This is a genomic window from Streptomyces sp. NPDC014006 (genome assembly GCF_043088925.1).
Taxonomy (GTDB): domain Bacteria; phylum Actinomycetota; class Actinomycetes; order Streptomycetales; family Streptomycetaceae; genus Streptomyces.
On the sequence record NZ_JBICAJ010000002.1, the window covers coordinates 288,238 to 310,930 of the forward strand.

Below are 22,693 nucleotides of genomic sequence, written 5' to 3' on the forward strand. Positions count from 1 at the left end.
ACCGGTACTCCCCCGTATCGGTACACTGGCGTATCGGTACGCTGTCGTATCGATGAGAACCACCGCACCGCCGTCAGTGAAGGGGCCGGGGGATGAACGCCCGCACCGAGCCTGAAGAAGCAGAGCCGGAAGAAGCCGAGCCCGGGCAGGCAGAGCCGGGTGACATAGCCGCGCGCACGGCGCGGCCGCCGCTCGTGCGCGAGCTGCTGCTCGTCGCCGGTCTCTTCCTCGTGTACAAGTTCGGCCGCCAGTTGGCCACCGGCCACACCGGTGAGGCCTTCCGCGACGCCCACCACGTGTGGCACTTCGAGCGGACCCTCCGGCTGCCGGGCGAGGGCGCGGTGCAGTCGCTGCTGCTGCACGGCGACACGCTGATCCACGTCGCGAACACCTACTACGCGACCGTGCACTTCCCCGTCACGGCGGCCTTCCTCATCTGGCTGTACCTGCGCCGCCCGGCCCACTACGTCTGGGCCCGCCGGGTGCTGGCCGTGCTCACCACCGCCGCGCTGGTGCTGCATCTCACGTTCCCGCTGGCCCCGCCGCGGATGCTCGCCGAGACCGGGCTGATCGACACCGCGCGGGTGTACGGCCCCTCGGTGTACGGGCCGCCGCAGACCGACCATCTGTCGAACCAGTTCGCGGCGATGCCGTCGCTGCACTTCGGCTGGGCCCTGATGGTCGCGATCGGCCTGATCGCCGCGACCCGCTCCCGGTGGCGCTGGCTGTGGCTGCTGCATCCGGCGCTGACGCTGCTGGTGATCGTCGGCACGGCCAACCACTACTGGCTGGACGTGATCGTCGCGACGGCGCTGCTCGGTGCCGCCCTCGCGGTGATCCATCTGCCGCACCGCACGGCGACGACCGCCGGGCGGGGGCGCGAGCAGTTGCTGCCCACCGAGGACCGCGAGCTCGTGGGAGCGGCCCGATGAACGCCGCCCTGATCGCCGTGGTGCTCTCGCTGTTCTCGGCCGCCGCCTACGCCACCGCGGCCGTCGCCCAGGAACGGCTGGCGTCCCGGTCCTCCGGGGCCGGGCTGCCGCGCATGCTGGGCAGCCGCGCCTGGTGGTCGTCGGTCGGACTGAACGCCGGCGCCGCGCTGCTGCACGTGGTCGCGCTGAAGTACGGTCCGCTCACCGTCGTACAGCCGCTCGGGGCGCTGACCCTGGTGGCGGCGGTACCGCTGGGGGCGCGGATGGCGGGGCGCCGGGTCAGCGCGACCGAGTGGCGGGGCACCGGGTTCACACTCCTCGGGCTCGGCGCGATCCTCGTCACCGCGTCCGGTCCCGCGCCGGACGACGTGCTGAGCGTGCCGGAGGCGCTGGCGGTCGCGGGTGCGACGGCGGCGCTGATCGGGGCGCTGTCCCGGCCGGGCGCCCGGCCGGGCCTCAGGCACGCGACGGCGTCCGGGCTGGCCTCGGGTGTCGCCTCCGCGCTCACCCAGACCGTCACGGTGGCCGCGACGGACCGCTCGGGTCCGCTGCTGAGCGTGCAGGTGATCGGGGTGGCGGTGCTGGTCGCGGCCTTCGCGACGGGTGGGCTGCTGCTGTCGCAGACCGCCTACCGAGGCGGCCTCGGCGCTCCGCTGGCGGTGGTGACGCTGGCGAACCCGGTGGCCGCCGCGGTGATCGGTGTGTCCCTGCTGGGCGAGCGGCTCCAGGGCGGGGTGCTCGGCATCCTGCTCGCGCTCGCGGGCGCGGGGTGCGCGGCGTGGGGTGTGCTGCTGCTGTCCCGCGCGACCCCGCAACCGGCCGCGAACCCGGCACCCGCACTCGCACCCGCACCCGCACCCGCACCCGCACCCGCACCCGCGGTCCACGACGACGAGCACCCGGTGGCGGCCGTCCTCGCCCTGGACCCGAACGCGGCGATGCCCCGGCCGACGAGCGAACCGGGGCACCTGAGCGTGCTGTGAGGCAGGGAAACCGCGGTGGGGACGTGGCGGTGAGACGGTGACGACCGGCCTCAGCCGAGCCCGCGGGAGTCCTGCTTCAGTGCCGTGTCGACGGTCAGGGCCGTCGCGACGACGAGGGTGAGCAGCGGGTCCGGCAGCTGGTAGTGGATCTGCAGGACGTAGTTGTCCGCCGTCGTGAACATCGTCTTGGCGAGGCCTTCCCAGGTCTTCGTGATCCGGGCCACCTCGTTGTCCGCGTGGTCGACGATCGCGAAGTTCCACGCGCGCCAGTTCTCCGCCTTGATGGCGCCGACCTTCTGGCCGTTCACCATCATCGCGAAGTTGATCTTCCCGAAGACGTTCTGCTGGACGATCTCACCGACCGGCGTGCCGTCCGGGCGCTCGACGATCACCCGGGACTTGAAGATCTTGCCCGGGCGGGTCAGCAGCAGCACCGGCTGGCCGTAGGCGTCGCGGATCTCCAGCTTGACCTTCATGAACTGGTCGATGCTGTAGAGGAACCGCACGATCTTGCGCAGGATGCTCTGACCGACCTGGACGACCGCACCGATCTCCCGGCCGTGCTGGTCCATGACCTTGTACTCGTTGGTCAGCTCGATCAGCTTGGCCTTCTGGTTCACCACCAGGACCGGCTCGGAGAACAGGGTCCCGCCACCGGCGCCGCCCGCGGCGACACCGGCCTGCTGCTGGACCTGACGCTGGACGCGCGGGTCGGGGCCGGCCTGCTGCGCCGGCACCTGCGGGACGGCTGGGGCCTGTACCTGGGCCTGCGGGTGGTGGCCCTGAGCCGGGGGCCGGCCCTGCTGGTCGGCGTGGGTGTGCTCGGTCCACTGGGTACCGTCCCAGTACCGCAGGGTCTGCTGCGCCCCGTGCGGGTCGGGGTACCACCCTGCAGGTGTGTTCGATTGCGTGGTCACCGGGGCACACTATCGCGCACCGGCCGGAAAGCAACCGGCGTCCGGACGCCCGCCGCCACAGGGCTCGAAGGCGGCGGGCACCCGTCGTCCGAGCGTCCGTCAGACGGTCGCGATGGCCGGGTCGCTGAACCCTGGCAGCCCGTTCTCGACATGTCCGGCGAACCGCCGCAGATAGGCCGCGTCGCCGTCGGCCGTCACGGTCAGGTCGTACCAGCGCCGGCTCGCCGTGAGGTCGACGAGCTGCTTCACGGTGGCGCCCGGCCGCACGCTCACGGACCGCTTGGCCCCGCCGTAGCCGTCGGTCACGGTCAGACGTGCGGTGCCCGAGCCGGAGTTGGTGAAGGTCAGCTCCAGGTTGTCCCCGCTCGGCCGGGCCTTGACCTCGGGACCGGTGACCTTGTTGCGGCCCTTGAAGGCGCGCAGAAAGCCGTTCGGGCCGTGCACGGTGAGGTCGTAGGAACCGCTCGAGTACACCGAGTTCCAGGTGTCCGCAACGGTCTTCCCGGCCTCGGTGGTGTAGGTCCAGGGGCCGTCGGTGCGGTTGCCGGAGGTGACGAGGAAGGCCGCGCCGGCGGCGGCTCCGGAGGCGAAGGCGAGGGTGAACTTCCCTGCCGCCGCGTCGACCGACCCGTCCACGGCCGGGTTGTACCGCAGGGGGCGGGCGGGCCGCAGGCCCCGCTCCTGCTTGGGCAGCGCCCCGGTGGCCGGCGGTGTGGGCTTGTAGTCGGGGTGGCGCAGGCGGTCCGGCGGCTCGTAGCCGGCCGTGTCGGGCAGCGCGACCGGCCGGGTGTCCGGGCGGGAGAAGTCGAAGGCGGAGGTCAGATCGCCGCAGACGGCCCGCCGCCAGGGCGAGATGTTCGGCTCGCGCACGCCGAAGCGGTTCTCGATGAACCGGATGATGGAGGTGTGGTCCAGCGTCTCGGAGCAGACGTAGCCGCCCTTGCTCCAGGGCGAGACCACCAGCATGGGCACCCGCTGGCCGAGCCCGTAGGGGCCGGCGACGTGGCTCGCGTCGCCCTTGAAGACGTCGAGGGAGGCGTCGACGGTCGACTTGCCCTGGGCGGCGGAGCCGGGCGGGAACGGCGGTATCAGGTGGTCGAAGAAGCCGTCGTTCTCGTCGTACGTGATGAACAGCGCGGTCTTCGCCCACACCTCCGGGTTGGAGGTGAGCGCGTCCAGCACCTGGGCGACGTACCAGGCGCCGTAGTTGGCCGGCCAGTTCGGGTGCTCGGTGAACGCCTCGGGGGCGACGACCCAGGACACCTGGGGCAGCTTCCCGGTCGCCACGTCGGCCTTCAGCCGGTCGAAGTAGCCCTCGCCCTTGCGGTAGTCGGTGCCGGTGCGGGCCTTGTCGTACAGCGGGTCGCCGGGCGCGGCGTTGCGGTACTGGTTGAAGTAGAGCAGCGAGTTGTCGCCGTAGTTGCCCCGGTAGGCGTCCGGGATCCATCCCCAGCTGCCGTTCGCGTCGAGGCCGTCGCCGACGTCCTGGTAGATCTTCCAGGACACCCCGGCCTTCTCCAGGCGTTCGGGGTACGTCGTCCAGCCGTACCCCTTCTCGTCGTTGCCGAGGACGGGCCCGCCGCCGGAGCCGTCGTTGCCGACGTAGCCGCTCCACATGTAGTAGCGGTTGGGGTCGGTGGAGCCGATGAAGGAGCAGTGGTACGCGTCGCAGATGGTGAAGGCGTCGGCGAGCGCGTAGTGGAACGGGATGTCGTCGCGGTTCAGGTACGCCATCGTCGTGGAGCCCTTGGACGGCACCCACTTGTCGTACTTGCCCCCATCGAAGGCGGCGTGTCCGTCGTTCCAGCCGTGCGGGAGGTCCTGGAGGAACGCCATGCCCAGGTCGTCGGCGTCCGGATGGAAGGGGAGGATGTCCTTGGTGCCGTCGGACTGGTACCAGACGGACTTGGCGCCGGGACGGGTGGTGGCCGGGCGGGGGTCGCCGAAGCCGCGGACGCCTCTGAGGGTGCCGAAGTAGTGGTCGAAGGACCGGTTCTCCTGCATGAGGACGACGATGTGCTCGACGTCCTCGACGGAGGCCGTGCGGTGGTTCGCCGGGAGGGCGGCGGCCCGCTGGATGCTGGCGGACAGCGCGGTGAACGCCGTGGTGGCGCCCGCGAGTTGGAGGAAGCGACGCCGGTTCACATCGGACATGGGGGGACAGACCTCTCGTCTGGCGACGGCAACTCGCCGCTGAATGACGCAATGTGCGCGGAGCGAGTGTTCCAAGAGCATCAAACGTCAGGGAAGGGTCTGGTGGCACTCATGTGAACTCATCGCTACGGCAGGTGTGCGGAACCGGCCACACGGGGAGGTCGCGATCATGACAGGGACGCAGACGACGGTACCGGCCAGGACAAAACGCCCCGTACGGCAGCTTCTTGCGGCATCCGTGGGCAATGCCGTCGAGTGGTACGACTGGTACGCCTACACGTTTCTGGCGACCTACCTCGCGCGGGCGGTCTTCCCCAAGGGCGCGGGGAACTCACTGCTGCCACTGCTGTCGGCGTTCGCCGTGTTCGCCGTCGGCTTCTTCATGCGGCCCGTCGGCGGCCTGGTCATGGGCGCGATCGCCGACCGGCGCGGACGGCGGGCCGCGCTGACGGTCACCATCCTGCTGATGGGCGGCAGCAGCCTGCTGGTCGGCCTCACCCCGACCTACGCCTCGGCCGGACTCCTGGCGCCGGTGGTGCTGGTCGCGGCCCGGCTGCTGCAGGGGCTGTCGGTGGGCGGCGAGTTCGCCGCCTCGACGACCTTCCTGGTGGAGTCGGCCGGGCCGGGCCGGCGCGGGCTGTTCTCCAGCTTCCAGTACGTCTCCACCACCGCGGGGCAGCTCGTCGCCTCCGGGATCGCGACGCTGCTCGTGGACACACTCGCCGAGTCCTCGATGGACGGCTGGGGCTGGCGCGTGCCCTTCTGGCTCGGCGGTCTGTTCAGCCTGGTCGGGTTCTGGATCCGGCGCGGCGCCGAGGAGACCCGCAGCGCCGCACTGCAACGGGCCCCGCGGCCCGGTCTGTTCGAGGCGCTGCGCCGCCACCCGCGCGCGTCACTGCGCATCGCCGGCATCACCGCCGGTGGCACCCTCGCCTACTACACCTGGACGTCGTACCTGCCCACCTACGCCGAACTCAACGCGGGCGTCACCAAGTCCGACGCGCTGCTCGCCGGGACGATCTCGCTGGCGTTCTTCGCCCTGCTGCAGCCGCTCGGCGGGATGCTCTCCGACCGGCTGGGCCGCCGCCCGCTGCTGCTGTTCTTCGGGCTGGGCTTCGCGCTGCTGTGCGTGCCGCTGCTGCACGCGCTGCGCGACTCCTTCACTGTGCTGCTGCTCGTGCAGCTGGCGGGCATGGTCCTGCTGACCGGTTTCACGTCGATCAGCGCCGCGGTCAACGCCGAGGTGTTCCCGCCCCGGGTGCGCGCGGCCGGCATCGGCTTCCCCTACTCCCTCACGGTCGCCCTCTTCGGCGGCACGGCGCCGTACGTCGGCACGCTGTTCAAGCAGTGGGGGCGGGCGGGCCTCTTCCCCTGGTACGTCGCCGTGCTGTGCCTGCTGTCCTCGCTGGTGTACCTGCGGCTGCCGGAGACCGCCCACCGGGAACTCGACCGCTGACGAGGGGTGTCACACCCGGCTGCCGGTCGCCGTGTCCGCGGACAGCCGCTGGGCGACGTAGATCGGGACGACGGAGAGCAGGACCAGGACCGCCGCCACCACGTTCACCACCGGGGCCTGCTGCGGGCGGGTCATGTTCTCGTAGATCCACAGCGGCAGGGTCTGCACGCCTGGCCCGGCGGTGAACGTCGTCACCACGATCTCGTCGAAGGACAGCGCGAACGCCAGCAGCCCGCCCGCCAGCAGCGCGGTGCGCACCAGCGGGAAGGTGACGTCGGCGAAAGCCCGGAGGGTGTGCGCGCCGAGGTCCGCCGCGGCCTCCTCGTACGACCGCGAGGTGCGCCTCAGACGCGCCACCACGTTGTTGAACACCACAACGATGCAGAAGGTGGCGTGCCCGACGACGACGGTGAACAGGCCGAGGCCCACGCCGAGCGGCTGAAGCACCGTGCCGAAGGCGGAGTTGAGCGCGATGCCGGTGACGATGCCGGGCAGCGCGATCGGCAGGACGACCACGAAGGACAGCGCGTCGCGGCCGAAGAAGCGGTACCGGGCGACGGCGAAGGCGATCAGCGTGCCCAGCACCAGGGCGATCGCGGTCGCCCCGAGGCCGGCCTTGACCGACACCCACAGGGCCGCGCGGGCCCCGGAGTTCTCCCAGGCGACCGACCACCAGTGCAGGGTCAGCCCGGGCGGCGGCCAGCTCGCACTGCGGTCGGGGTTGAGGGAGTTGACGAGGACCAGCAGCAGCGGCACGTAGATCACCGCGAAGCCGAGCCCGGCGGCGACGCGCAGCGCGATGCGCGCGGGACGGGACAGTTGCACGAGTCGGGCACCTCCTCTACAGGCTGCTGAGCGCACCCGTGCGGCGCATGGCCAGCAGGTACAGCACGATGACGACGACCGGGACCGTGCCGAGGGCCGCGGCCATGGGCAGGTTGAGTTCGATGTTGGAGTACACGAGGTTGCCGATCAGCTGGGTCTTCCCGCCGACGATCTGCACGGTGATGTAGTCGCCGAGGCTGAGCGAGAAGGTGAAGACGGAGCCGGCGGCCACGCCCGGCAGCACCATCGGCAGCACCACGGACCGGAAGGTCCGCCAGGGCCGGGCCCCGAGGTCGGCGGAGGCGTCCAGCAGACCGCCGGGCAACTGCTCCAGCGCGGTGTGGACCGGCAGGATCATGTACGGCAGCCAGAGATACGTCAGGGTCAGTACCGTCGCCGGCAGTCCGAACCCGGGTCCGGCCAGGCCGAAGGGCCTGAGCATCCAGTCGGCGAGGCCGCCCTCGGACAGGATCAGCCGCCAGGCGTACACCTTGACCAGATAGCTCGCCCACAGCGGGGTGAGGATCGCGACGACCAGCAGCGGCCGCCACTTCGGCCGCGCGACGCGGGCGGTGTAGAAGGCGAGCGGGAAGGCGATCACCGCACAGCAGACGGTGACGGCGAGGGCGACGCCGATGCTGCGCACGATCACCTGACGGAAGACCGGGGTGGTCAGCAGTTCCTGGAAGTTGTCGGTCGAGAAGACCTTGACGACCTGGGAGGTGAAGGAGTCCGTCGTCCAGAAGGCGGAGACGAACAGCACGGTGAGCGAGCCGAGGTAGAGCACGGCCAGCCACAGCAGCGGCGCGGTCAGCAGCAGGGACAGACGCAGGCGGGGGCGCCGGTGCAGCGCCCCGGCGAGCCGCCGGACACGGTCGCGTCCGGCGGTCTCGGGGATGACGGCGGTCATGGCGTCAGCCCTTGATCTCGGTCCAGGCCTGGACCCACTTGGCGTACGGCACGCACTTCACGTCGGTGCGGCCGTCCAGGCACTGCTCGATGGGGGTGTTCCAGAAGGCGATGTTCTTCCAGTAGGCCTCGTCGGCGGCGTGGTAGACCGTGCAGAAGTTCTTGTCGCTGGTGACGGTGCACGCCTTGGAGTTGGCCGGGGCCTCGCCGAAGTACTCGGCGACCTCGGCGTTGACCTTCGGTGAGACGATCCAGTCGAGCCACTTGTAGGCGCAGGTGGGGTGCTTGGCCTTGGCGGAGACCATCCAGGTGTCGGACCAGCCGGTGGAGCCCTCCTTGGGGACGAACGCCTTGACCTTGGCGCCCTCGTCGGCCGTGAGGTTGGCGATCACCTGCCAGGTGGTACCGACGACGGAGTCACCGCTCTTGAAGGCGGAGACCTCCTTGAGGTAGTCGCTCCAGTACTCGCCCACGTTCGCGTTCTGCTTCTTCAGCAGGTCTACGGCCGCGTCGAACTGCTTCTGGTCCAGCGCGTACGGGTTCTCGATCTTCAGCTCCGGCTTGGTGGCCTTCAGATACAGGGCTGCGTCGGCGATGTAGATCGGCGAGTCGTACGCGGTGACGTGGCCCTTGTACTTCGCGGCGCCGTCGAAGACGGCGGACCAGGAGGTGGGGGCGGGGCTGACCTTCTGGGTGTTGTACATCAGCAGGTTGGCGCCGCGGCCGTGCGGGATGCCGTACATCTTCCCGTCGACGGAGTTCCAGGCGCCGTTCTTCAGACCGCTGAAGATGTCCTTGTAGTTCGGGACGAGAGCGGTGTTGACGGGGGCCGCGTCGCCGGAGGCGATGAGGCGCAGCGAGGCGTCGCCGGAGGCGGAGACGGCGTCGTACTCGCCGGTCTTCATCAGCTTGACCATCTCGTCGGAGCTTGCGGCGACCTTGGAGTGGACCTGGCAGCCGGTCTGCTTCTCGAAGTCGCCGACCCAGTTCACCTTGGGGTCGTTGGAGCCGTCCTCGACATAGCCAGCCCAGGCGATCAGGTTGACCTGGCCCTCCGGCGCGCCGAGCTTGGCGGGGGCCTGGAGGTCGGGCGGGTTGAGGCCGCCCGGGCCTGCCTCGGTGCCGGAGGAGCCGCAGGCGGTGGCGGCGAGCAGCACCGCGGCGGCGGCCGCGGCCTTCCATGCGGGGGTGAAGCGCACGACGTACTCCTGGGAGGTCAGTGGGGGACGTGGACGGCGTGGCGGCGGTGCCACTGGAGGCGGATCCGCATGCCGCGGTAGGCGGCGACGTCCTCGGAGGAGGTCTCGAGGTTCTGCTGGAGGGCGGTGAGGCGGCCGCCGGCGTCGAGGTCGACGAGGAAGCGGGTGGCGTCGCCCAGGTAGACGACCTCTGCGACGGTGCCGGTGGCCGAGGAGTGCTCCGGCTCGTCGGCGCCGTCGGCCTCCTTCAGGACGCGGATCTTCTCGGGGCGGATGCTGTAGGTGCCCGGGGCGCCGACGATGCGGTGGGCCGACTCGCCGTTCAGCAGGTTGGAGATGCCGACGAAGGAGGCGACGAAGCCGGTCGCGGGGCGTTCGTAGATCTCGGCGGGGGTGCCGACCTGTTCGATGCGGCCCTGGTGGAAGACGGCGATGCGGTCGCTCATCGTCAGGGCCTCCTCCTGGTCGTGGGTGACGAAGACGAAGGTGATGCCGACCTCGCGCTGGATCGCCTTGAGCTCGACCTGCATCTGCTCGCGCAGGCGCAGGTCGAGGGCGCCGAGCGGCTCGTCGAGCAGCAGCACCCGGGGGCGGCCGACGAGGGCGCGGGCGAGGGCGACGCGCTGGCGCTGACCGCCGGAGAGCTGGGCGGGGCGGCGCTTGCCGTAGCCCTCCAGGCGGACCTCGGCGAGGGCCTTGCGGGCGCGGACCAGGCGCTCGGGCTTGGGGACCTTGCGGATCCTCAGGGGGTAGGCGACGTTCTGTTCGACCGTCATGTGCGGGAAGAGGGCGTAGTCCTGGAAGACGGTGTGCACATCGCGTTCGAAGGGCGCGCGGCGCGTCACCTCCTGCCCGGCGAGTTCGATCCGGCCCGCGGTGGGGGTCTCGAACCCGGCGATCATGCGCAGGACCGTCGTCTTGCCCGAGCCGGACGGGCCGAGCATCGAGAAGAACTCGCCGTCGCGGATGTCCAGGTCGACCCCGGCCACGGCGGTCGTGTCACCGAACGACTTCCGCAGGTCCTGCAGCCGGACGGCCGTCCCGGTGGCCGGCTCCCCCCGGGTCCCGCCGGCCCTTCCTTCAGCAATCCCCTCCATGGGCGGGAACCTTTCTGACGCCTTCGAGCGTTGACCGATGGAGCGAAAACATATGAAGTCATAGTTCAAATCTCAAGGCCCCCTTAGGGTAAAGCTTGAGTCAACGCACAAGGTGGTGGCCGTGAATCAGCAGCAGATCGCCGGGGGCGCCCGCGCGGCCGTCTTCGCGCCCCTCGACAGCCGGGCACGGGTGGAGACGGTCGTCCGCCGGCTCGGCGACGCCATAGAGCTCGGCCTGCTCGCCGACGGAGAGCAACTGCCCGGCGAGAGCGAGCTGGCCGGGCAGCTCGGTGTGTCCACCGTGACCCTGCGGGAGGCGCTGATGGCGCTGCGCCAGCAGGGCCTGGTCACCACCCGGCGCGGCCGGGGCGGCGGCAGCTTCGTCTCCCTGCCGGAGGTGCCCGCAGAGGAACGCCTGCGGACCCGGCTGCGCGGCTGGAGCACCGAGGAGCTGCGCGATCTCGGCGACCACTGGGCGGCGCTGTCGGGGGCGGCGGCGCGGCTCGCGGCGCAGCGCACCGAGCCGGAGGACCTCACGCAGCTGCGACGCACGGTGGAGGAGTTCACCGCCGCCGAGGACGCGGCCGCCCGCGCCCGGATGTACGGCCGCTTCCATGTGGAGCTGGCCGCCGCGGCGCAGTCCGCGCGGCTCACCCGCGAACAGGTCGCGCTGCAGACGGAGATCGGGGCACTGCTGTGCCTGGTGCTCGGTGACGACGCGGGCACATGTCGTGAAGAAGTCGCGGACCGACACCGCGCCGTGATCTCGGCGGTGCAAGATGGGGCCCACGACTCGGCCGGCGCACTGGCCGAGCGGTGCGTACGGGAGTCGACGGCACGGCTGATCGCCGTACGGCTCGCCCTGTAGGCCTGTCACGGCCCCGGCTGCTGGAGGGCGTCATGAGCTCGAGCCCCGGCCTCGTCGCGACCGCTCCGCCCGCGCCGGACCTCGGCGCCGCACGGCGGGTGGCACACCTCGCGGGCGGCACCCTGGAGGCGGTGTTCACGGCGGTCGCCGCGACCGCCGACGAGACGGGGGCCCTGCTGACCACGCTGGCCGCGGCCGGCCACAGGCCCACCAGCGCGGACCTCGCCGCGCTGCGGCCCGCCCTCCATCTTCGGCTGCGTCGGCAGGAGTTGGTTTCGGGCATCGGCTTCGTCGCGGCGCCGGGGCTGCTGGCGGACGTACCCGCGTGGCTGGAATGGTGGCAGTGCGGGCCCGAGGGAGACGTACGGCCGCTGCTGCCGGACCTGGACCCCGAGCAGTCGGCGTACTCGGACTACACGCACTGGGACTGGTTCGCGCTGCCCCGCGACACCGGGCGCCGCGCGGCGGCCGGGCCGTACGTCGACTATCTCTGCTCGGACGAGTACAGCCTCACGCTGTCCGCGCCGGTCACGGTCGCGGGCCGCTTCGCCGGCGTGGCCGCGGCGGACGTCTACCTGCGGCACTTCGAGGCAGCGGTCCTGCCCCTGCTGCGCGCCCTGCCGGTACCGGCCCGCCTGGTCAACGCCCGCGGCCGCGTTGCCGCCTCCGCCGACCCCGCCCACCTGGCCGGCTCCCTCACCAAGGGCCCGGACTTCGCGACCGCACTGGAACACGGCCGCGAACTCGCGCTGCCGGGCCTGCACCTGCTGCCGTGCGGCGAGGTACCCCTGCTGCTGGCCCTGACCCTCGCCCTGCCGGACGACTGAGGCGCACGGCGCCTGGTGCGGGGGGGGCGGTTGGGGGGCGCGGATCGGCTGGGGCGTGGATCGGCTGGGAGCGGGTTGGCGGGGGCCTCGTGTCCGGCGGTGGGGCGGCCCGGCCGGGGCGTGCTCGGCAAAGGCATCGCGCTCGGCACGAGAATCGCGGGCCCGGTGGAAGGGGCTCGCGCCCGGCAAGTGCATTGGCGCTCGGGGAGGCTCGCGCCCCGGCGGGTCTATCAGCGCTCGGGGAGAGCTCGCGCCCGGCGAAGCATCGCGCCCGGGGGCTTGTACTCGGCGAGGGCATCGCCCCGGGTCCGGTCGGCGAGGCATCGCGCCCAGCGCAAGAGTGGTCCGGCCCGGCCGGTGCGCGCGCCCGGCGCCGCATTGTGCCCGGTGCCGCATTGTGCCCGGTGCCGCATTGCGCGCGGTGCCGCATTGCGCGCGGTGCGGTCTGCGAGCGGGTGGGAGCTCAGCGCACGAGCCGGACGACGGCGCCGGCAGGACGGCGCCGGGGCAGCGCGCCCGACGCGGCGTGAGGAACCCGGTGACCGGGCATGCGGGGCGCCGCGCGGCGCAGGGTTGCCGCATCGCCTGCCGGAGAGCGTCTCCCGTGCCACAGTTCGGCCCGGCAGCACCCGCCCGGGCGGAGACCACGCACTCACCCGCCGGCGGCCACCGCGGCCACCCTCCACCACGCCCGCGGCGGCGTCCGGCAACGAGGAGGGGGCAGCGCCGGAGCGCCGCCGCCTGCCGCGGTGGGGTGAGCCGGGCGGGGCCGGGCCGTGGCATCGCGACCCGCGGTGGGCGCGGCGGCGCGTGCGGGACCACACCCGGCGCGGGATTCCGGTGCGGGCACGAGCTCGGGCCCGGGCCGCTGCATCGCCGGACGGCACCCCGCGCCCGGCCGGCGCAGGGCAGCGCCGAGGGACGAGCCCCGGCCGGAGAGTACGTGTCGAACCCCGGCCGGAGTGCACTTGTTGTGCCGCCGGACGGCCCCCGTGGCCGTCCCCTCCCCCGGCGGGCCGGGCGCCGTCGGCGACCTGAACGCCGGCGGTGTCCGGTCAGGGGCCGGGGGTGGGGACCACCGTGAGGTGGGCCGCCGAGCGGGCTCGGCGGCGGCCGCGTGGGGGCGGGGCCGTGCGGCGGGGCTCGCGCAGGACCAGGGTCAGCCGGGTGCAGCCCATCTCGCGCAGCATCGGGGTCGTCTCGTCGATCAGCCGGCACTCGGTGGCGCCCCGGCGCGGATCGGGGTGCAGCAGGGGCCGCACCGCGCCGTCCTGCCGCAGGCCCTCCTCCCCCACCGCGCGCATCCAGTGCGGCAGACCCTGGCGGAACGCGGCCTCCATGATCGGGTCCTGGGCGATGTCCCGGCGCACCGCCTGCAGCACCGGATCGTGCGCGTGCCGCTCCAGGGCGCTGCGGAACTGCGCCAGCATCGGCAGACACCAGCTCGTCTCGTGGTCACCGAGGACGGCACCCGCGTCCGGGTGGAAGAGCACGAAACGCAGGAAGTTGTCGCCGGGCATCGCCGTCGGATGCGGGGCGACCGCCCGGAAAAGTGACTGATAAGCGGTGTTGGCCAGCACCACGTCCCAGCGGTGGTCCACCACCAGGGACGGCAGCGAGAGCGCAGCCATGAGCGTGGCGCAGTCCTGGAGATAGGCCTGGGCCTCGGGAGAGTCGGGGACGGGCCGCGGCGCCGGCCGCTGCCCACCTGCCTGATATGCCATCGGGAGGTCACCCCTTATGACTCTGCGGCCTTTCACGCGGCGCCTCGATCCTGGTGCCCGGACACTTGCCGTGTCAACTATCGTGGCATTCCGCGCTCGTTGACGGCTGAAATTGGCCACAGTTGTGGCGAGACCTGGATGGAAGTTCGAACCAGCGGATAATCTCCGGGCAGTTCACGACTGCCGGTGCGGCACGACACGCCTGTGAGAGGGCTGTGAGAGACGTGGGAGACCTGTCGGTGACGGATGGCTTCGAGGTTCCGGACGCCACTCCGTCCGCTGTGCTGTCCGCCGTCGTCACCCGGGTCACCGCACTCGCCGACCGGCTCGGCGTGCCGCATTCCGAGGTGTTCGACACCACCCGCCTGTCCGTGGCCTGCGGTGTCCCCGAGCCCGTGGTCAAGGCCCTGCTCAGCGGCCGCCCGGCGGGTGAGCCGGACGTCCAGGCGCGGTTCCTGCAACGCCTGGACCTGCTGCGCCGCACCCGGCTCAAGCCCAACGGCCGCCGCTACACCCAGCAGGAGATCGCCGACGGCGCGGGCATGTCGCGGCAGCAGGCGGGCGCGCTGATCAACGGCGACAGGCGCCCCACCATGGAGCACTGCGACGCCCTGCAGCGCTTCTTCCGGGTGCACGCCGGCTTTCTGACCGCGGAGGACCCGGAGGCGCTGGCGGGCGCGCTGCAGCGCACCGAGCAGGACCTGCTGCAGCGGCTCGCCGGCCGGGAGCGGGCGGCTGCCGCGGCCGCCGAGGACCCCTTGGAACGGCTGCTGCAGGACCACGGTGTGCGCGGCATCGCCTGGCGGGCCGCCCAACTGCCCACCGACCAGCACCGCGACAAGGTCGCCGAATGGCTGGACATGCTTCTGGAGAGCGTCAAGCGGCCCGAGTCGTGAACCGGGGGAGGACCGTGGGCATCGCCAGGGACATGCGCCGCCTGTGCGGCGCGCTGGTCACCGAACTCGACCTGCCGGCACCGGCCGCGCCGGTCGAGCTGTACACCGCGCTGTGCGCCGCGATGGGCCGGCGCCGGGGCCGCCCCGTGCGGCTGCGCACCGCCGCGTTCCCGCCCGGGACGGCCAGCGGGCTGTGGCTCGACATGGCCGACCAGGACCTGGTCGTACTGGAGGAACGCACCGCTCCCGACCACCAGTTGGTGATCCTCGGGCACGAGCTGTGGCACATGCAGGCCGGGCACCGCGGTCACCCCGTCGACGGTGCGTCGGTCGGCGCACGGCTGCTGGGCGACGGCGTCGATCTGCAGGCCACGGTCCGTTCGGTGGCCGCGCGCACCCGTTTCGACGAGGCCGACGAGCAGGAGGCGGAGGCCTTCGGCATGCTGCTGGCCAGCCGGTGCCGCACCTGGCTGGCGGGTTCGGCACTGCGCGCCCCGGTGCAGCGGGACCGGCTGGCGGGCCGCATCGAGGCGTCACTCGGTTATCGGGGCCCGCAGGGCTAGGAGGCGTCTCTCCCGGGTTGTCGGAGCGGCTGAGTCCGGTTGTCAGTGGGGGACGGCAAGCTTGGTCCCCTCATGCCGACACGGGGAGGGCCGATGCCGACCACCGTACTGACCGACCGCGAGCGCACCGCCGTTCAGGCCTATCTGCGGTTGCTGCACACCGTTCGGGCCGTCCACGACGACGGCGCCGGCCCTCCCGGGGTGCCCGGCCCGCCGCCGGTCCCGCCCGCGGTCCTGGCGGAGGCGGAACGGGCGCTCGCCGAAGCGGGCCTTTCGGGCAACGAGGAGGCGTTCTTCCACCTGCTGCGCGGCTGGTACCCCTGACCCGGCCGAGGGGCGGCACAGCCGTCAGCGGGGTGCCACACACCGTGACACCGCACCGCGGGGCTGCCGACCGGCGGTCCCTACGCGCCGCCGCGCCTCTCCGGGCGCGGCGGAGCCTCACGCGTACGGCACGGTCACGGCCGTGGCGAGCAGGCCGCGGCCGGCCGTCCAGCGGCCCTCGAACTGCTGTACGGCGCGACCGCCCACCGACGGGCCGGGTACGAGGAGTTCGGCGCGCAGGGTGCCGTGCGGGCCGCCGCCGGGGTCGGGACGGAGGTCGATGTCTGCCTCCATGAAGTCCAGCCACCGGCCGGTCAGCGGGAACCACGCCTTGTAGACGGACTCCTTGGCGCTGAACAGCAGCCGGTCCGCGTGCAGCCCGGGCAGCGCCACGGCGAGCTCCGCCAGGCGCCGCCGCTCCGTGGGCAGCGACACCGTGGGCAACACCCCGTCGGGCAGCGGCCCGTGCGGTTCCGCGTCGATGCCGAGCGAGGCCAGGTCCGCCGCGTCGACGAGCGCGGCTGCGGCATAGCCCTCGCAGTGCGTCATGCTGCCGGTCACCCCACGGGGCCAGCGCGGCGCGCCGCGTTCCCCGGGCAGCAGGGGCTGCGGCTCCACGCCGAGCTTGTCCATCGCGCGCCGGGCGCACGCCCGTACGGCGGCGAACTCGCGGCGCCGCTTGGGCACCGCCCGCGCCACGACCGCCGCCTCCTCGGGGTGCAGCAGTGCCTCGTCGGCGCCGTCGAGGTCGTAGGTCTCGACGGCGACGACGCAGGACGGCAGGAGTTTCTCGATCACGGCCGGCCCGCCTGCGCGGGGAGGATGCGACGCAGTCGTCCCGGTGGCTGGGTCCGCTTGCGCCATTCGCGCGGGTAGCCCACCGAGACCTCCTCGAAGCGGACGCCGTCCTGGTGGGTCGTGCGCGGGATGTGGAGGTGGCCGTAGACCATGGCGGCGACGTCGAAGCGGCGGTGCCAGTCGGCGGTGAGCGCGGTGCCGCACCACATGGCGAACTCCGGGTGCCAGAGCACCTCGGTCGGGTGACGGTGCAACGGGTAGTGGTTGACGAGCACCATGGGCAGGCCGTCGGGCAGCTCGGCCAGCCGCCGCTCGGTCTCCGCCACGCGGGCCCGGCACCAGTCCTCCCGGGTCGGGTAGGGATCGGGGTGCAGCAGGTTCTCGTCGGTGCAGACGACCCCGGTCCGGTGCGCGTAGGCCAGGCCCTCCTCCTTGGTGGCGCAGCCCGCCGGCAGGAAGGAGTAGTCGTACAGCAGGAAGAGCGGGGCGACGGCCACCGGCCCGCCCTGACCCTTCCATAGGGCGTAGGGGTCCTCCGGGGTGAGGACGCCGAGGTCGCGGCAGACGCCGACGAGGTGTTCGTAGCGGGCGACGCCGCGCAGCGCGACCGGGTCGCTCGGATGGCTCCACAACTCGTGGTTGCCCGGCGCCCACACCACCTGGCTGAAGCGGCTCGCGAGGGTCTTCAGGGCCCAGCGGACGTCGGCCACGGTCTCCGAGACGTCTCCGGCCACCAGGAGCCAGTCGTCGTCGGTCTCCGGGCGCATCTCCTGCACCAGCGCACGGTTCTCCGGGTAGCCGATGTGCAGGTCGCTGATGGCGAGCAGCCGGCCGTCGCCCCGGGCCCCCGATGTCACGCGTCTTCCCCCTTCGTCAGGCGAACGCCACCACCAGAACACATCCGTACGCGGCGGACAAGGCCGAGCTCGGAAGCTGTCCGCCGGTCGCCTGATCGCGGCCGGACCTGCCCCGGAAGCCGTAACACACGCGTTGCACGCGGGGCCCCGGGAAAGCCGTATGATCCCCCCGACACCACCGCCGAGGCTCCCTGAACGCAGGGCGGTTCGGTGTCCCTCCCTCACTCCTGCCCGGGCACGGGCCGCCGAGCCCTGCCCGCTCGACCCGGAAGGCGGCCTGCATGGTCTCTTGCGTACGCGTCTGGCTCAACCGCACGTACGCGGAGAACGTGTTCTTCATGGATCAGCTGCGGCGAAATCCCGACGACCGGGCCGTCGCGATCCACGCCACCCACGGCGACCCCGACTCCCCGGTGCTGGCCGCCGCGGACACCGCCGAACTCGAGCCGGAGGGCCTGTCGTCGGCGGCGTACGTCGAGTACGCCCTCGACCAGTGCCGGCGGCGCGGCATCGACGTGTTCGTGCCCCGGCTGCACCAGGCGGCGATCGCCGCGCGCCACGCGGAGTTCACCGCGGCGGGCACGGCACTGCTCGCGCCGACGCCGGAGGCCGTCGCCGTCTTCCAGGACAAGGTGGTCGCGTACGAGGCCGTGCAGGCGATCGGGGTGCCGGTGCCGCCGTGGTGGCGGGTGCAGGGCCCCGACGAATTCGTCGCCGCCGTCGAGGAGCTGGAGGCGGCCGGGCACCAGGCATGCTTCAAGCCGGCGTCCGGGGCCGGCGGGGTCGGCTTCCGGGTGGTCAGCCGCGCCCCCTTCTCACTCGTCCAGCTCAGCGGCTTCCCGAGCCCGTATGTGAACCTCGACCTGGTGGTGGACGCGCTGCGGCGGGCCGAGGAGCCGGTGGACTGGCTGGTGATGCCGCGGCTGGAGCAGCCGGAGGTGTCGGTGGACTGTCTCACCGGTCCCGACAACCGCCTCCGGCTCGCTGTCGGCCGCACCAAGAACGGCCGCCGCCGGGGCTTCACGCTGCACGAGCAGTGGCTGGAGCCCGCCCGGCGTATCGCGGAGGGCTTCGGGCTGCACCACCTGTCCAATGTGCAGTTCCGTATGTTCGGTGACCGGCCGGTGCTGATGGATGTCAACACGCGGCCCGCCGGAGGGCTGCACCAGCTGTCGCTGTGCGGGGTGAACGTGCCATGGGCGGCGGTGAAGCTGGCGCTGGGCGAGGACCCCGGGGTGATCGAACCGCCGTTCCTGGGGCCGGACTACACGGTGGTGGCGGGGCTGCGGGCGCTGCGGTCGGTCACGCTGCCGGCGCAACGGGTCGACTCCGTCGGCGCCCGGGTGGGCGAGGCAGTGCCTCTGTAGGCCCCGGCACACCACCGGAGGCAGCCGGAGCGACGTTCCCTCACCGGTATGGACCAATTCTGTCCAGAGCCTTGACGGGCGGATTGGTCCATACCAAATTGGTGCGCGCACCACCCCCGCACATCCGTGCACTCCCGAACGCCCCCATTCCTTCAGGGAGATCGCGTGCGCTCCACAGCCCCCAGACGCCCCGTGCGTCGCCTCCTCGCTCTGCTCGGCTCCGGCGCCCTCGCGCTGACCGGGGCCATCGCCCTGCCCAGTACGGCGCAGGCGGCCAACATCCTCGGCAACGCCGGCTTCGAGTCCGGCTCCCTCTCCCCCTGGTCCTGCACCGGCAACCTCGGCTCGGTCGTCGACTCCCCCGTGCACAGCGGCGGCAAGGCCCTCGCCGGCGCGGTGACGTCGAGCGACATCGCCAAGTGCAGCCAGACCGTGTCCGTACAGCCCAACACCACCTACTCACTGCAGGGTTGGGTGCGCGGCTCCTACGTCTACTTGGGCGTCGACTCAGGCGCCTCGACGTGGACGTCGTCGCCGTCGGCGTACACCCCGCTGTCGGTGTCCTTCACCACGGGCGCCTCCCAGACCAGCGCCACCATCTACGTCCACGGGTGGTACGCGCAGGGCACCTACTACGCCGACGACATCAGCCTCGACGGGCCGGGCGGCGGCGGAGGCGGCTCGGACACCCAGGCGCCGACCGCGCCCTCCGGCCTCACCTCCACCGGCAAGACCTCGTCCAGCGTGTCGCTGAAGTGGAACGCCTCGAGCGACAACGTCGGCGTCACCGGGTACGACGTCTACAGCGGCGCGAGCAAGGTGGCGAGCGCCTCCGGGACCAGCGCCACGGTCAGCGGCCTTTCCGCGAGCACCGGTTACACCTTCACCGTGAAGGCGCGCGACGCGGCCGGGAACGTCTCCGGCGCCTCCAATGCCGTCACGGTCACCACCGACGCCGGCACCGGCAACGGAGGCGGCGGCTTCAAGCAGGCCGCGCCGTACCTGTACGAGGGCTGGGGCGACCCGCCGAGCCCGACGACGGTGATGAGCGCGACCGGCGTGAAGTGGTTCACGATGGCGTTCGTCCTGGACTCGGGCGGCTGCACCCCCGCCTGGGACGGGCAGCGGGCGCTGACCGGCGGGGCCGACCAGTCCGCCATCAACGCGATCCGCTCGGCCGGTGGTGACATCGTCCCGTCGTTCGGCGGCTGGCAGGGCAGCAAGCTCGGCGCCAACTGCTCCTCTGCGAGCGCGCTCGCCGGGGCGATCCAGAAGGTGATCGACGCCTATGGCCTGAAGGCGATCGACATGGACATCGAGAACACCGACGAGTTCGAGAACGAGGCCGTCCAGGCGAAGATCCTCACCGCGCTGAAGACGGTCAAGGCGAACAACCCCGGTCTGAAGACCATCGTGACCTTCGGGACCTCGACCACCGGCCCGACGTACTACGGCAACCGGCTCATCGAGCAGGCCAAGTCGCTGGGCGCCGACATCGACGTCTTCACCATCATGCCGTTCGACTTCGGCGGCGGCTCGGACATGTACGGCAACACCGTGAACGCGGCCGAGGGTCTGAAGGCCAAGCTGAAGTCCACCTTCGGGTGGGACGACGCCACCGCCTACTCCCACATCGGCATCTCCGGCATGAACGGGCTGTCGGACCAGCAGGAGAACACCACGCCGCAGATCTGGACCCAGATCCGCGACTGGGCCAACTCCCACCACATCGCCCGGCTCGCCTTCTGGTCGGTCAACCGTGACCGTCCCTGCCCGGGCGGCGGCGTGGCCGAGAACTGCTCCGGGACCAGCCAGACGAACTGGCAGTTCACCTCCATCACGGCCGGTTTCACCGGCTGAGCCCACCCCCCGTCCTCCCGCGTTCCCCCCGGCCTCCGGCGCCGGGGGGAACTTTTTTCCGCGGGGGTGTATCAGACGGCGGCCTCGGTGCTCTCCATACCGGGGAACGGGGGAAGCACCACAGGATCCCGGACGGGGGAAGCACCGGGATCCTGCCGGGGGGAAGCACGGGGGACCGGGCCGGCCGGCCGCTGCGGGGGAGCGGCCGGCCGGCCCGCAAGCAGTTCCGGGGGCCGGCTAGGTCAGATACGCCAGTCCCGGGTGGACGGCACGGTAGCCGTCGAGCAGGCGGCGGGCCACGGTCACCGAGTCGACCAGCGGGTGCAGCGCGAACGCCTTCACCGCCGCCGTACGCGAGCCGGACGCGGCCGCCGCGAGCACCTCACGTTCGACGGCCTTCACCGCGCACACCAGCCCCGTGGCATGGCCGGGCAGCGGGTCGGCCGCCACCGGGTGGGCGCCGTTCGCGTCGACCAGACAGGGCACCTCGATCACCGCCTCGGTATCCAGCGCCGCCAGGGTGGAGCGGTTGCGGACGTTGAGGATCAGCGTGGTGCGCTCGTCGCGGGCGATGGCCCGCATCAGCGCCAGCGCCACCTTCTCGTAACCGCCGGACAGGTCGTCGGCGTCGCGCTCGCCCGCGCCGGCCGCCTCCCGGTTCTCCGCCATGTAGGTCGCCTCGCGCTCGGCGCGGGTGCGGTTCCAGGCAGCCAGGGCGGGGGTCGCCGGGTCGCGCACCTCGTGGTAGAAGCGGGCCTGCTGGTCGCGCAGGAAGGCGCCGCGGGTGCGCTCGGCCTGCTGGTAGGCGGAGACGGTCTCGCGGTTGAAGTAGTAGTAGTGCAGGTATTCGTTGGGGATCGCGCCCAGCGAGCGCAGCCACTCGGCGCCGAACAGCTTGCCCTCCTCGAAGGAGGTGAGCAGCTCGTCGTCGGCGAGCAGCCGCGGCAGTTCGTCGCGCCCGGCCACGCGCAGGCCGCGTACCCAGCCGAGGTGGTTGAGGCCGACGTAGTCGATCCACGCCTGCCCCGGGTCCGCACCGAGCACCCGGGCGATACGGCGGCCGAGACCGACCGGTGAGTCGCAGATGCCGATCACCCGGTCCCCGAGGTGCCGGGACATGGCCTCGGTGACCAGCCCCGCCGGGTTGGTGAAGTTGATGACCCACGCGTCCGGCGCGAGCGCGGCCACACGGCGGGCGATGTCGACGGCGACCGGCACCGTGCGCAGCCCGTAGGCGATGCCGCCCGCGCCGACCGTCTCCTGGCCGAGGACGCCCTCGGCCAGCGCGACCCGCTCGTCGTCGGCGCGGCCCGCGAGTCCGCCGACGCGGATCGCGGAGAAGACGAAGTCGGCGCCGCGCAGCGCCTCGTCGAGGTCGGTGGTCGTCGTCACGCTCGGGGCGTCCGGGACGGCCGCCGCCTGCTCGGCCAGCACCCGGGCGACGGCGGCGAGCCGGCCGGCGTCCACATCGTGCAGGACCACCGCGGTGACGCGGCCCTCGGCGCGGTCCGTCAGCAGGGCCCCGTACACCAGCGGCACCCGGAATCCGCCGCCGCCCAGAATCGTCAGCCTCATACCGCTCCCACCTCGTCCACCACGCGGGAACCCTACCCGGCACCCCGGCCGTTCCCGGCGCGCTCACCGCGGTGGCGCGGTGCGGGTCGGCACGATGGCAGCCGGACCCAATAATTGCAGCCTGCAATAGTTGTTGCACCCTCCCGGATCCGGCATCCTGGGACACCCGGCGGCCGAGTACCGGGGAGAGCGCCATCAGCCCGCGGCAGACGAAGCGGACCACCCCGATCGACGCGGACGAGCCCTGGACGCGCGCGCTGCACGCGGACGCCGGTTGTCTGCTCTACCGGCTGCGGCCTCGTCGACGACCTGGAGAAGCAGGGCCTGACCGAGCGCCGCCCGGCGCCCGACGACCGCCGCAGCCGGATCGTCGTCCTGACCGACGCCGGCCGCGCCTTCCTGCGCGGCACCGACGAGGCGGGCCGGCGTGTGACGGCGGAACTGCTCGCCCCGCTCGACGACGCCGACCGCGAGACCCTGCACACGCTGCTCCTGCGCGTCGCGGAGGCCGGCCTCGACTGAGCGGGGAGGCGACGGCGAGCGCCGGTTGCCGACGAGGCGA

Annotated in this window: 20 protein-coding genes and 1 pseudogene; 11 read left to right on the forward strand and 10 right to left on the reverse strand. The window is 72.3% G+C overall.

The features are described 5' to 3' along the window. The first annotated feature begins 92 nt into the window (after window positions 1–92). Window positions 93–932: a phosphatase PAP2 family protein gene (locus ACF1GV_RS07795; protein ID WP_391678988.1), complete on the forward strand. Its 840-nt coding sequence runs from the start codon at window positions 93–95 to the stop codon at window positions 930–932. Then, window positions 929–1,915 (forward strand): hypothetical protein, encoded by a 987-nt coding sequence (locus tag ACF1GV_RS07800; RefSeq protein ID WP_391678991.1) that lies wholly within the window; start codon window positions 929–931, stop codon window positions 1,913–1,915. The genes ACF1GV_RS07795 and ACF1GV_RS07800 overlap by 4 nt, the downstream gene beginning before the upstream one ends. Before the next feature lie 50 nt (window positions 1,916–1,965). Here ACF1GV_RS07800 and ACF1GV_RS07805 read toward each other — a convergent pair whose 3' ends face one another. Together ACF1GV_RS07805 and ACF1GV_RS07810 are read right to left on the reverse strand one after the other, a co-directional pair. Further along, window positions 1,966–2,832, reverse strand: coding sequence for a phospholipid scramblase-related protein (locus tag ACF1GV_RS07805; RefSeq protein ID WP_391678994.1), 867 nt, complete (start codon window positions 2,830–2,832; stop codon window positions 1,966–1,968). Between the two features lie 99 nt (window positions 2,833–2,931). Then, window positions 2,932–4,986: a phosphocholine-specific phospholipase C gene (locus ACF1GV_RS07810; protein ID WP_391678997.1), complete on the reverse strand. Its 2,055-nt coding sequence runs from the start codon at window positions 4,984–4,986 to the stop codon at window positions 2,932–2,934. 169 nt (window positions 4,987–5,155) lie between these two features. On the opposite strand from ACF1GV_RS07810, the gene ACF1GV_RS07815 reads away from it, so the two are divergent. Next, complete coding sequence (locus ACF1GV_RS07815) at window positions 5,156–6,442, forward strand: MFS transporter (protein WP_391679000.1); 1,287 nt, start codon at window positions 5,156–5,158, stop codon at window positions 6,440–6,442. Window positions 6,443–6,451: 9 nt separating this feature from the next. Here the strand turns inward: ACF1GV_RS07815 and ACF1GV_RS07820 are convergent, their stop codons facing one another. From ACF1GV_RS07820 to ACF1GV_RS07835, 4 genes are read right to left on the reverse strand one after another with little or no spacing between them, the layout of a single operon-like run. After that, on the reverse strand, window positions 6,452–7,267 hold the full coding sequence (locus tag ACF1GV_RS07820) for an ABC transporter permease (protein WP_391679002.1): 816 nt from the start codon (window positions 7,265–7,267) through the stop codon (window positions 6,452–6,454). A 16-nt stretch (window positions 7,268–7,283) separates the two neighbouring features. Beyond that, window positions 7,284–8,177, reverse strand: a complete 894-nt coding sequence (locus ACF1GV_RS07825; RefSeq protein ID WP_391679004.1) for an ABC transporter permease — start codon at window positions 8,175–8,177, stop codon at window positions 7,284–7,286. A 4-nt stretch (window positions 8,178–8,181) separates the two neighbouring features. Next, window positions 8,182–9,375, reverse strand: a complete 1,194-nt coding sequence (locus ACF1GV_RS07830) for an ABC transporter substrate-binding protein (RefSeq protein WP_391679006.1) — start codon at window positions 9,373–9,375, stop codon at window positions 8,182–8,184. Window positions 9,376–9,392: 17 nt separating this feature from the next. Continuing rightward, the gene (locus tag ACF1GV_RS07835; protein ID WP_391679009.1) at window positions 9,393–10,472 is read right to left on the reverse strand and encodes an ABC transporter ATP-binding protein; all 1,080 of its coding nucleotides are present in this window, start codon (window positions 10,470–10,472) and stop codon (window positions 9,393–9,395) included. Between the two features lie 121 nt (window positions 10,473–10,593). Between ACF1GV_RS07835 and ACF1GV_RS07840 the strand changes: the two genes are divergently transcribed. Both ACF1GV_RS07840 and ACF1GV_RS07845 read left to right on the forward strand, forming a co-directional pair. Continuing rightward, the gene (locus tag ACF1GV_RS07840; protein ID WP_391679011.1) at window positions 10,594–11,340 is read left to right on the forward strand and encodes a FadR/GntR family transcriptional regulator; all 747 of its coding nucleotides are present in this window, start codon (window positions 10,594–10,596) and stop codon (window positions 11,338–11,340) included. A 32-nt stretch (window positions 11,341–11,372) separates the two neighbouring features. Continuing rightward, complete coding sequence (locus ACF1GV_RS07845; RefSeq protein WP_391679014.1) at window positions 11,373–12,167, forward strand: cache domain-containing protein; 795 nt, start codon at window positions 11,373–11,375, stop codon at window positions 12,165–12,167. A gap of 1,055 nt (window positions 12,168–13,222) precedes the next feature. Here the strand turns inward: ACF1GV_RS07845 and ACF1GV_RS07850 are convergent. Beyond that, entirely contained in the window at window positions 13,223–13,891 is a 669-nt protein-coding gene (locus tag ACF1GV_RS07850) for a hypothetical protein (RefSeq protein WP_391679015.1), read from the reverse strand. 239 nt (window positions 13,892–14,130) lie between these two features. Between ACF1GV_RS07850 and ACF1GV_RS07855 the strand changes: the two genes are divergently transcribed. The 3 genes from ACF1GV_RS07855 (at window position 14,131) to ACF1GV_RS07865 (ending at window position 15,674) form a co-directional block, all read left to right on the forward strand. Beyond that, window positions 14,131–14,787, forward strand: coding sequence for a helix-turn-helix domain-containing protein (locus ACF1GV_RS07855; RefSeq protein ID WP_391679619.1), 657 nt, complete (start codon window positions 14,131–14,133; stop codon window positions 14,785–14,787). 32 nt (window positions 14,788–14,819) lie between these two features. After that, on the forward strand, window positions 14,820–15,350 hold the full coding sequence (locus ACF1GV_RS07860) for a toxin-antitoxin system, toxin component (protein WP_391679621.1): 531 nt from the start codon (window positions 14,820–14,822) through the stop codon (window positions 15,348–15,350). A 93-nt stretch (window positions 15,351–15,443) separates the two neighbouring features. Further along, window positions 15,444–15,674 (forward strand): hypothetical protein, encoded by a 231-nt coding sequence (locus ACF1GV_RS07865; RefSeq protein WP_391679017.1) that lies wholly within the window; start codon window positions 15,444–15,446, stop codon window positions 15,672–15,674. Window positions 15,675–15,791: 117 nt separating this feature from the next. Here the strand turns inward: ACF1GV_RS07865 and ACF1GV_RS07870 are convergent, their stop codons facing one another. Both ACF1GV_RS07870 and ACF1GV_RS07875 read right to left on the reverse strand, forming a co-directional pair. Beyond that, window positions 15,792–16,472, reverse strand: a complete 681-nt coding sequence (locus ACF1GV_RS07870) for a 4'-phosphopantetheinyl transferase (protein WP_391679019.1) — start codon at window positions 16,470–16,472, stop codon at window positions 15,792–15,794. Continuing rightward, window positions 16,469–17,329 (reverse strand): metallophosphoesterase family protein, encoded by an 861-nt coding sequence (locus ACF1GV_RS07875; RefSeq protein WP_391679022.1) that lies wholly within the window; start codon window positions 17,327–17,329, stop codon window positions 16,469–16,471. The genes ACF1GV_RS07870 and ACF1GV_RS07875 overlap by 4 nt, the downstream gene beginning before the upstream one ends. A gap of 281 nt (window positions 17,330–17,610) precedes the next feature. Here ACF1GV_RS07875 and ACF1GV_RS07880 point away from each other — a divergent pair, with 281 nt between their 5' ends. Continuing rightward, complete coding sequence (locus ACF1GV_RS07880) at window positions 17,611–18,696, forward strand: ATP-grasp domain-containing protein (RefSeq protein ID WP_391679024.1); 1,086 nt, start codon at window positions 17,611–17,613, stop codon at window positions 18,694–18,696. A gap of 165 nt (window positions 18,697–18,861) precedes the next feature. After that, complete coding sequence (locus ACF1GV_RS07885) at window positions 18,862–20,556, forward strand: carbohydrate binding domain-containing protein (RefSeq protein ID WP_391679027.1); 1,695 nt, start codon at window positions 18,862–18,864, stop codon at window positions 20,554–20,556. Between the two features lie 237 nt (window positions 20,557–20,793). On the opposite strand, the gene ACF1GV_RS07890 is transcribed toward ACF1GV_RS07885, so the two are convergent. Then, window positions 20,794–22,131, reverse strand: coding sequence for a 6-phospho-beta-glucosidase (locus tag ACF1GV_RS07890; RefSeq protein ID WP_391679030.1), 1,338 nt, complete (start codon window positions 22,129–22,131; stop codon window positions 20,794–20,796). Window positions 22,132–22,325: 194 nt separating this feature from the next. Between ACF1GV_RS07890 and ACF1GV_RS07895 the strand changes: the two are divergent. Beyond that, window positions 22,326–22,653, forward strand: a pseudogene (locus ACF1GV_RS07895) (MarR family winged helix-turn-helix transcriptional regulator). Window positions 22,654–22,693: the final 40 nt, after the last annotated feature.

What these genes read in the sequence shown, in the direction of transcription:
- ACF1GV_RS07880 (WP_391679024.1), top strand. Translation starts at nt 17,611, where the DNA reads ATGGTCTCTTGCGTACGCGTCTGGCTCAACCGCACGTACGCGGAGAAC.
- ACF1GV_RS07825 (WP_391679004.1), bottom strand. Translation starts at nt 8,177, where the DNA reads ATGACCGCCGTCATCCCCGAGACCGCCGGACGCGACCGTGTCCGGCGG.
- ACF1GV_RS07890 (WP_391679030.1), bottom strand. Translation starts at nt 22,131, where the DNA reads ATGAGGCTGACGATTCTGGGCGGCGGCGGATTCCGGGTGCCGCTGGTG.
- ACF1GV_RS07795 (WP_391678988.1), top strand. Translation starts at nt 93, where the DNA reads ATGAACGCCCGCACCGAGCCTGAAGAAGCAGAGCCGGAAGAAGCCGAG.
- ACF1GV_RS07835 (WP_391679009.1), bottom strand. Translation starts at nt 10,472, where the DNA reads ATGGAGGGGATTGCTGAAGGAAGGGCCGGCGGGACCCGGGGGGAGCCG.
- ACF1GV_RS07810 (WP_391678997.1), bottom strand. Translation starts at nt 4,986, where the DNA reads ATGTCCGATGTGAACCGGCGTCGCTTCCTCCAACTCGCGGGCGCCACC.
- ACF1GV_RS07865 (WP_391679017.1), top strand. Translation starts at nt 15,444, where the DNA reads ATGCCGACCACCGTACTGACCGACCGCGAGCGCACCGCCGTTCAGGCC.
- ACF1GV_RS07845 (WP_391679014.1), top strand. Translation starts at nt 11,373, where the DNA reads ATGAGCTCGAGCCCCGGCCTCGTCGCGACCGCTCCGCCCGCGCCGGAC.
- ACF1GV_RS07860 (WP_391679621.1), top strand. Translation starts at nt 14,820, where the DNA reads ATGCGCCGCCTGTGCGGCGCGCTGGTCACCGAACTCGACCTGCCGGCA.
- ACF1GV_RS07800 (WP_391678991.1), top strand. Translation starts at nt 929, where the DNA reads ATGAACGCCGCCCTGATCGCCGTGGTGCTCTCGCTGTTCTCGGCCGCC.
- ACF1GV_RS07850 (WP_391679015.1), bottom strand. Translation starts at nt 13,891, where the DNA reads ATGGCATATCAGGCAGGTGGGCAGCGGCCGGCGCCGCGGCCCGTCCCC.
- ACF1GV_RS07815 (WP_391679000.1), top strand. Translation starts at nt 5,156, where the DNA reads ATGACAGGGACGCAGACGACGGTACCGGCCAGGACAAAACGCCCCGTA.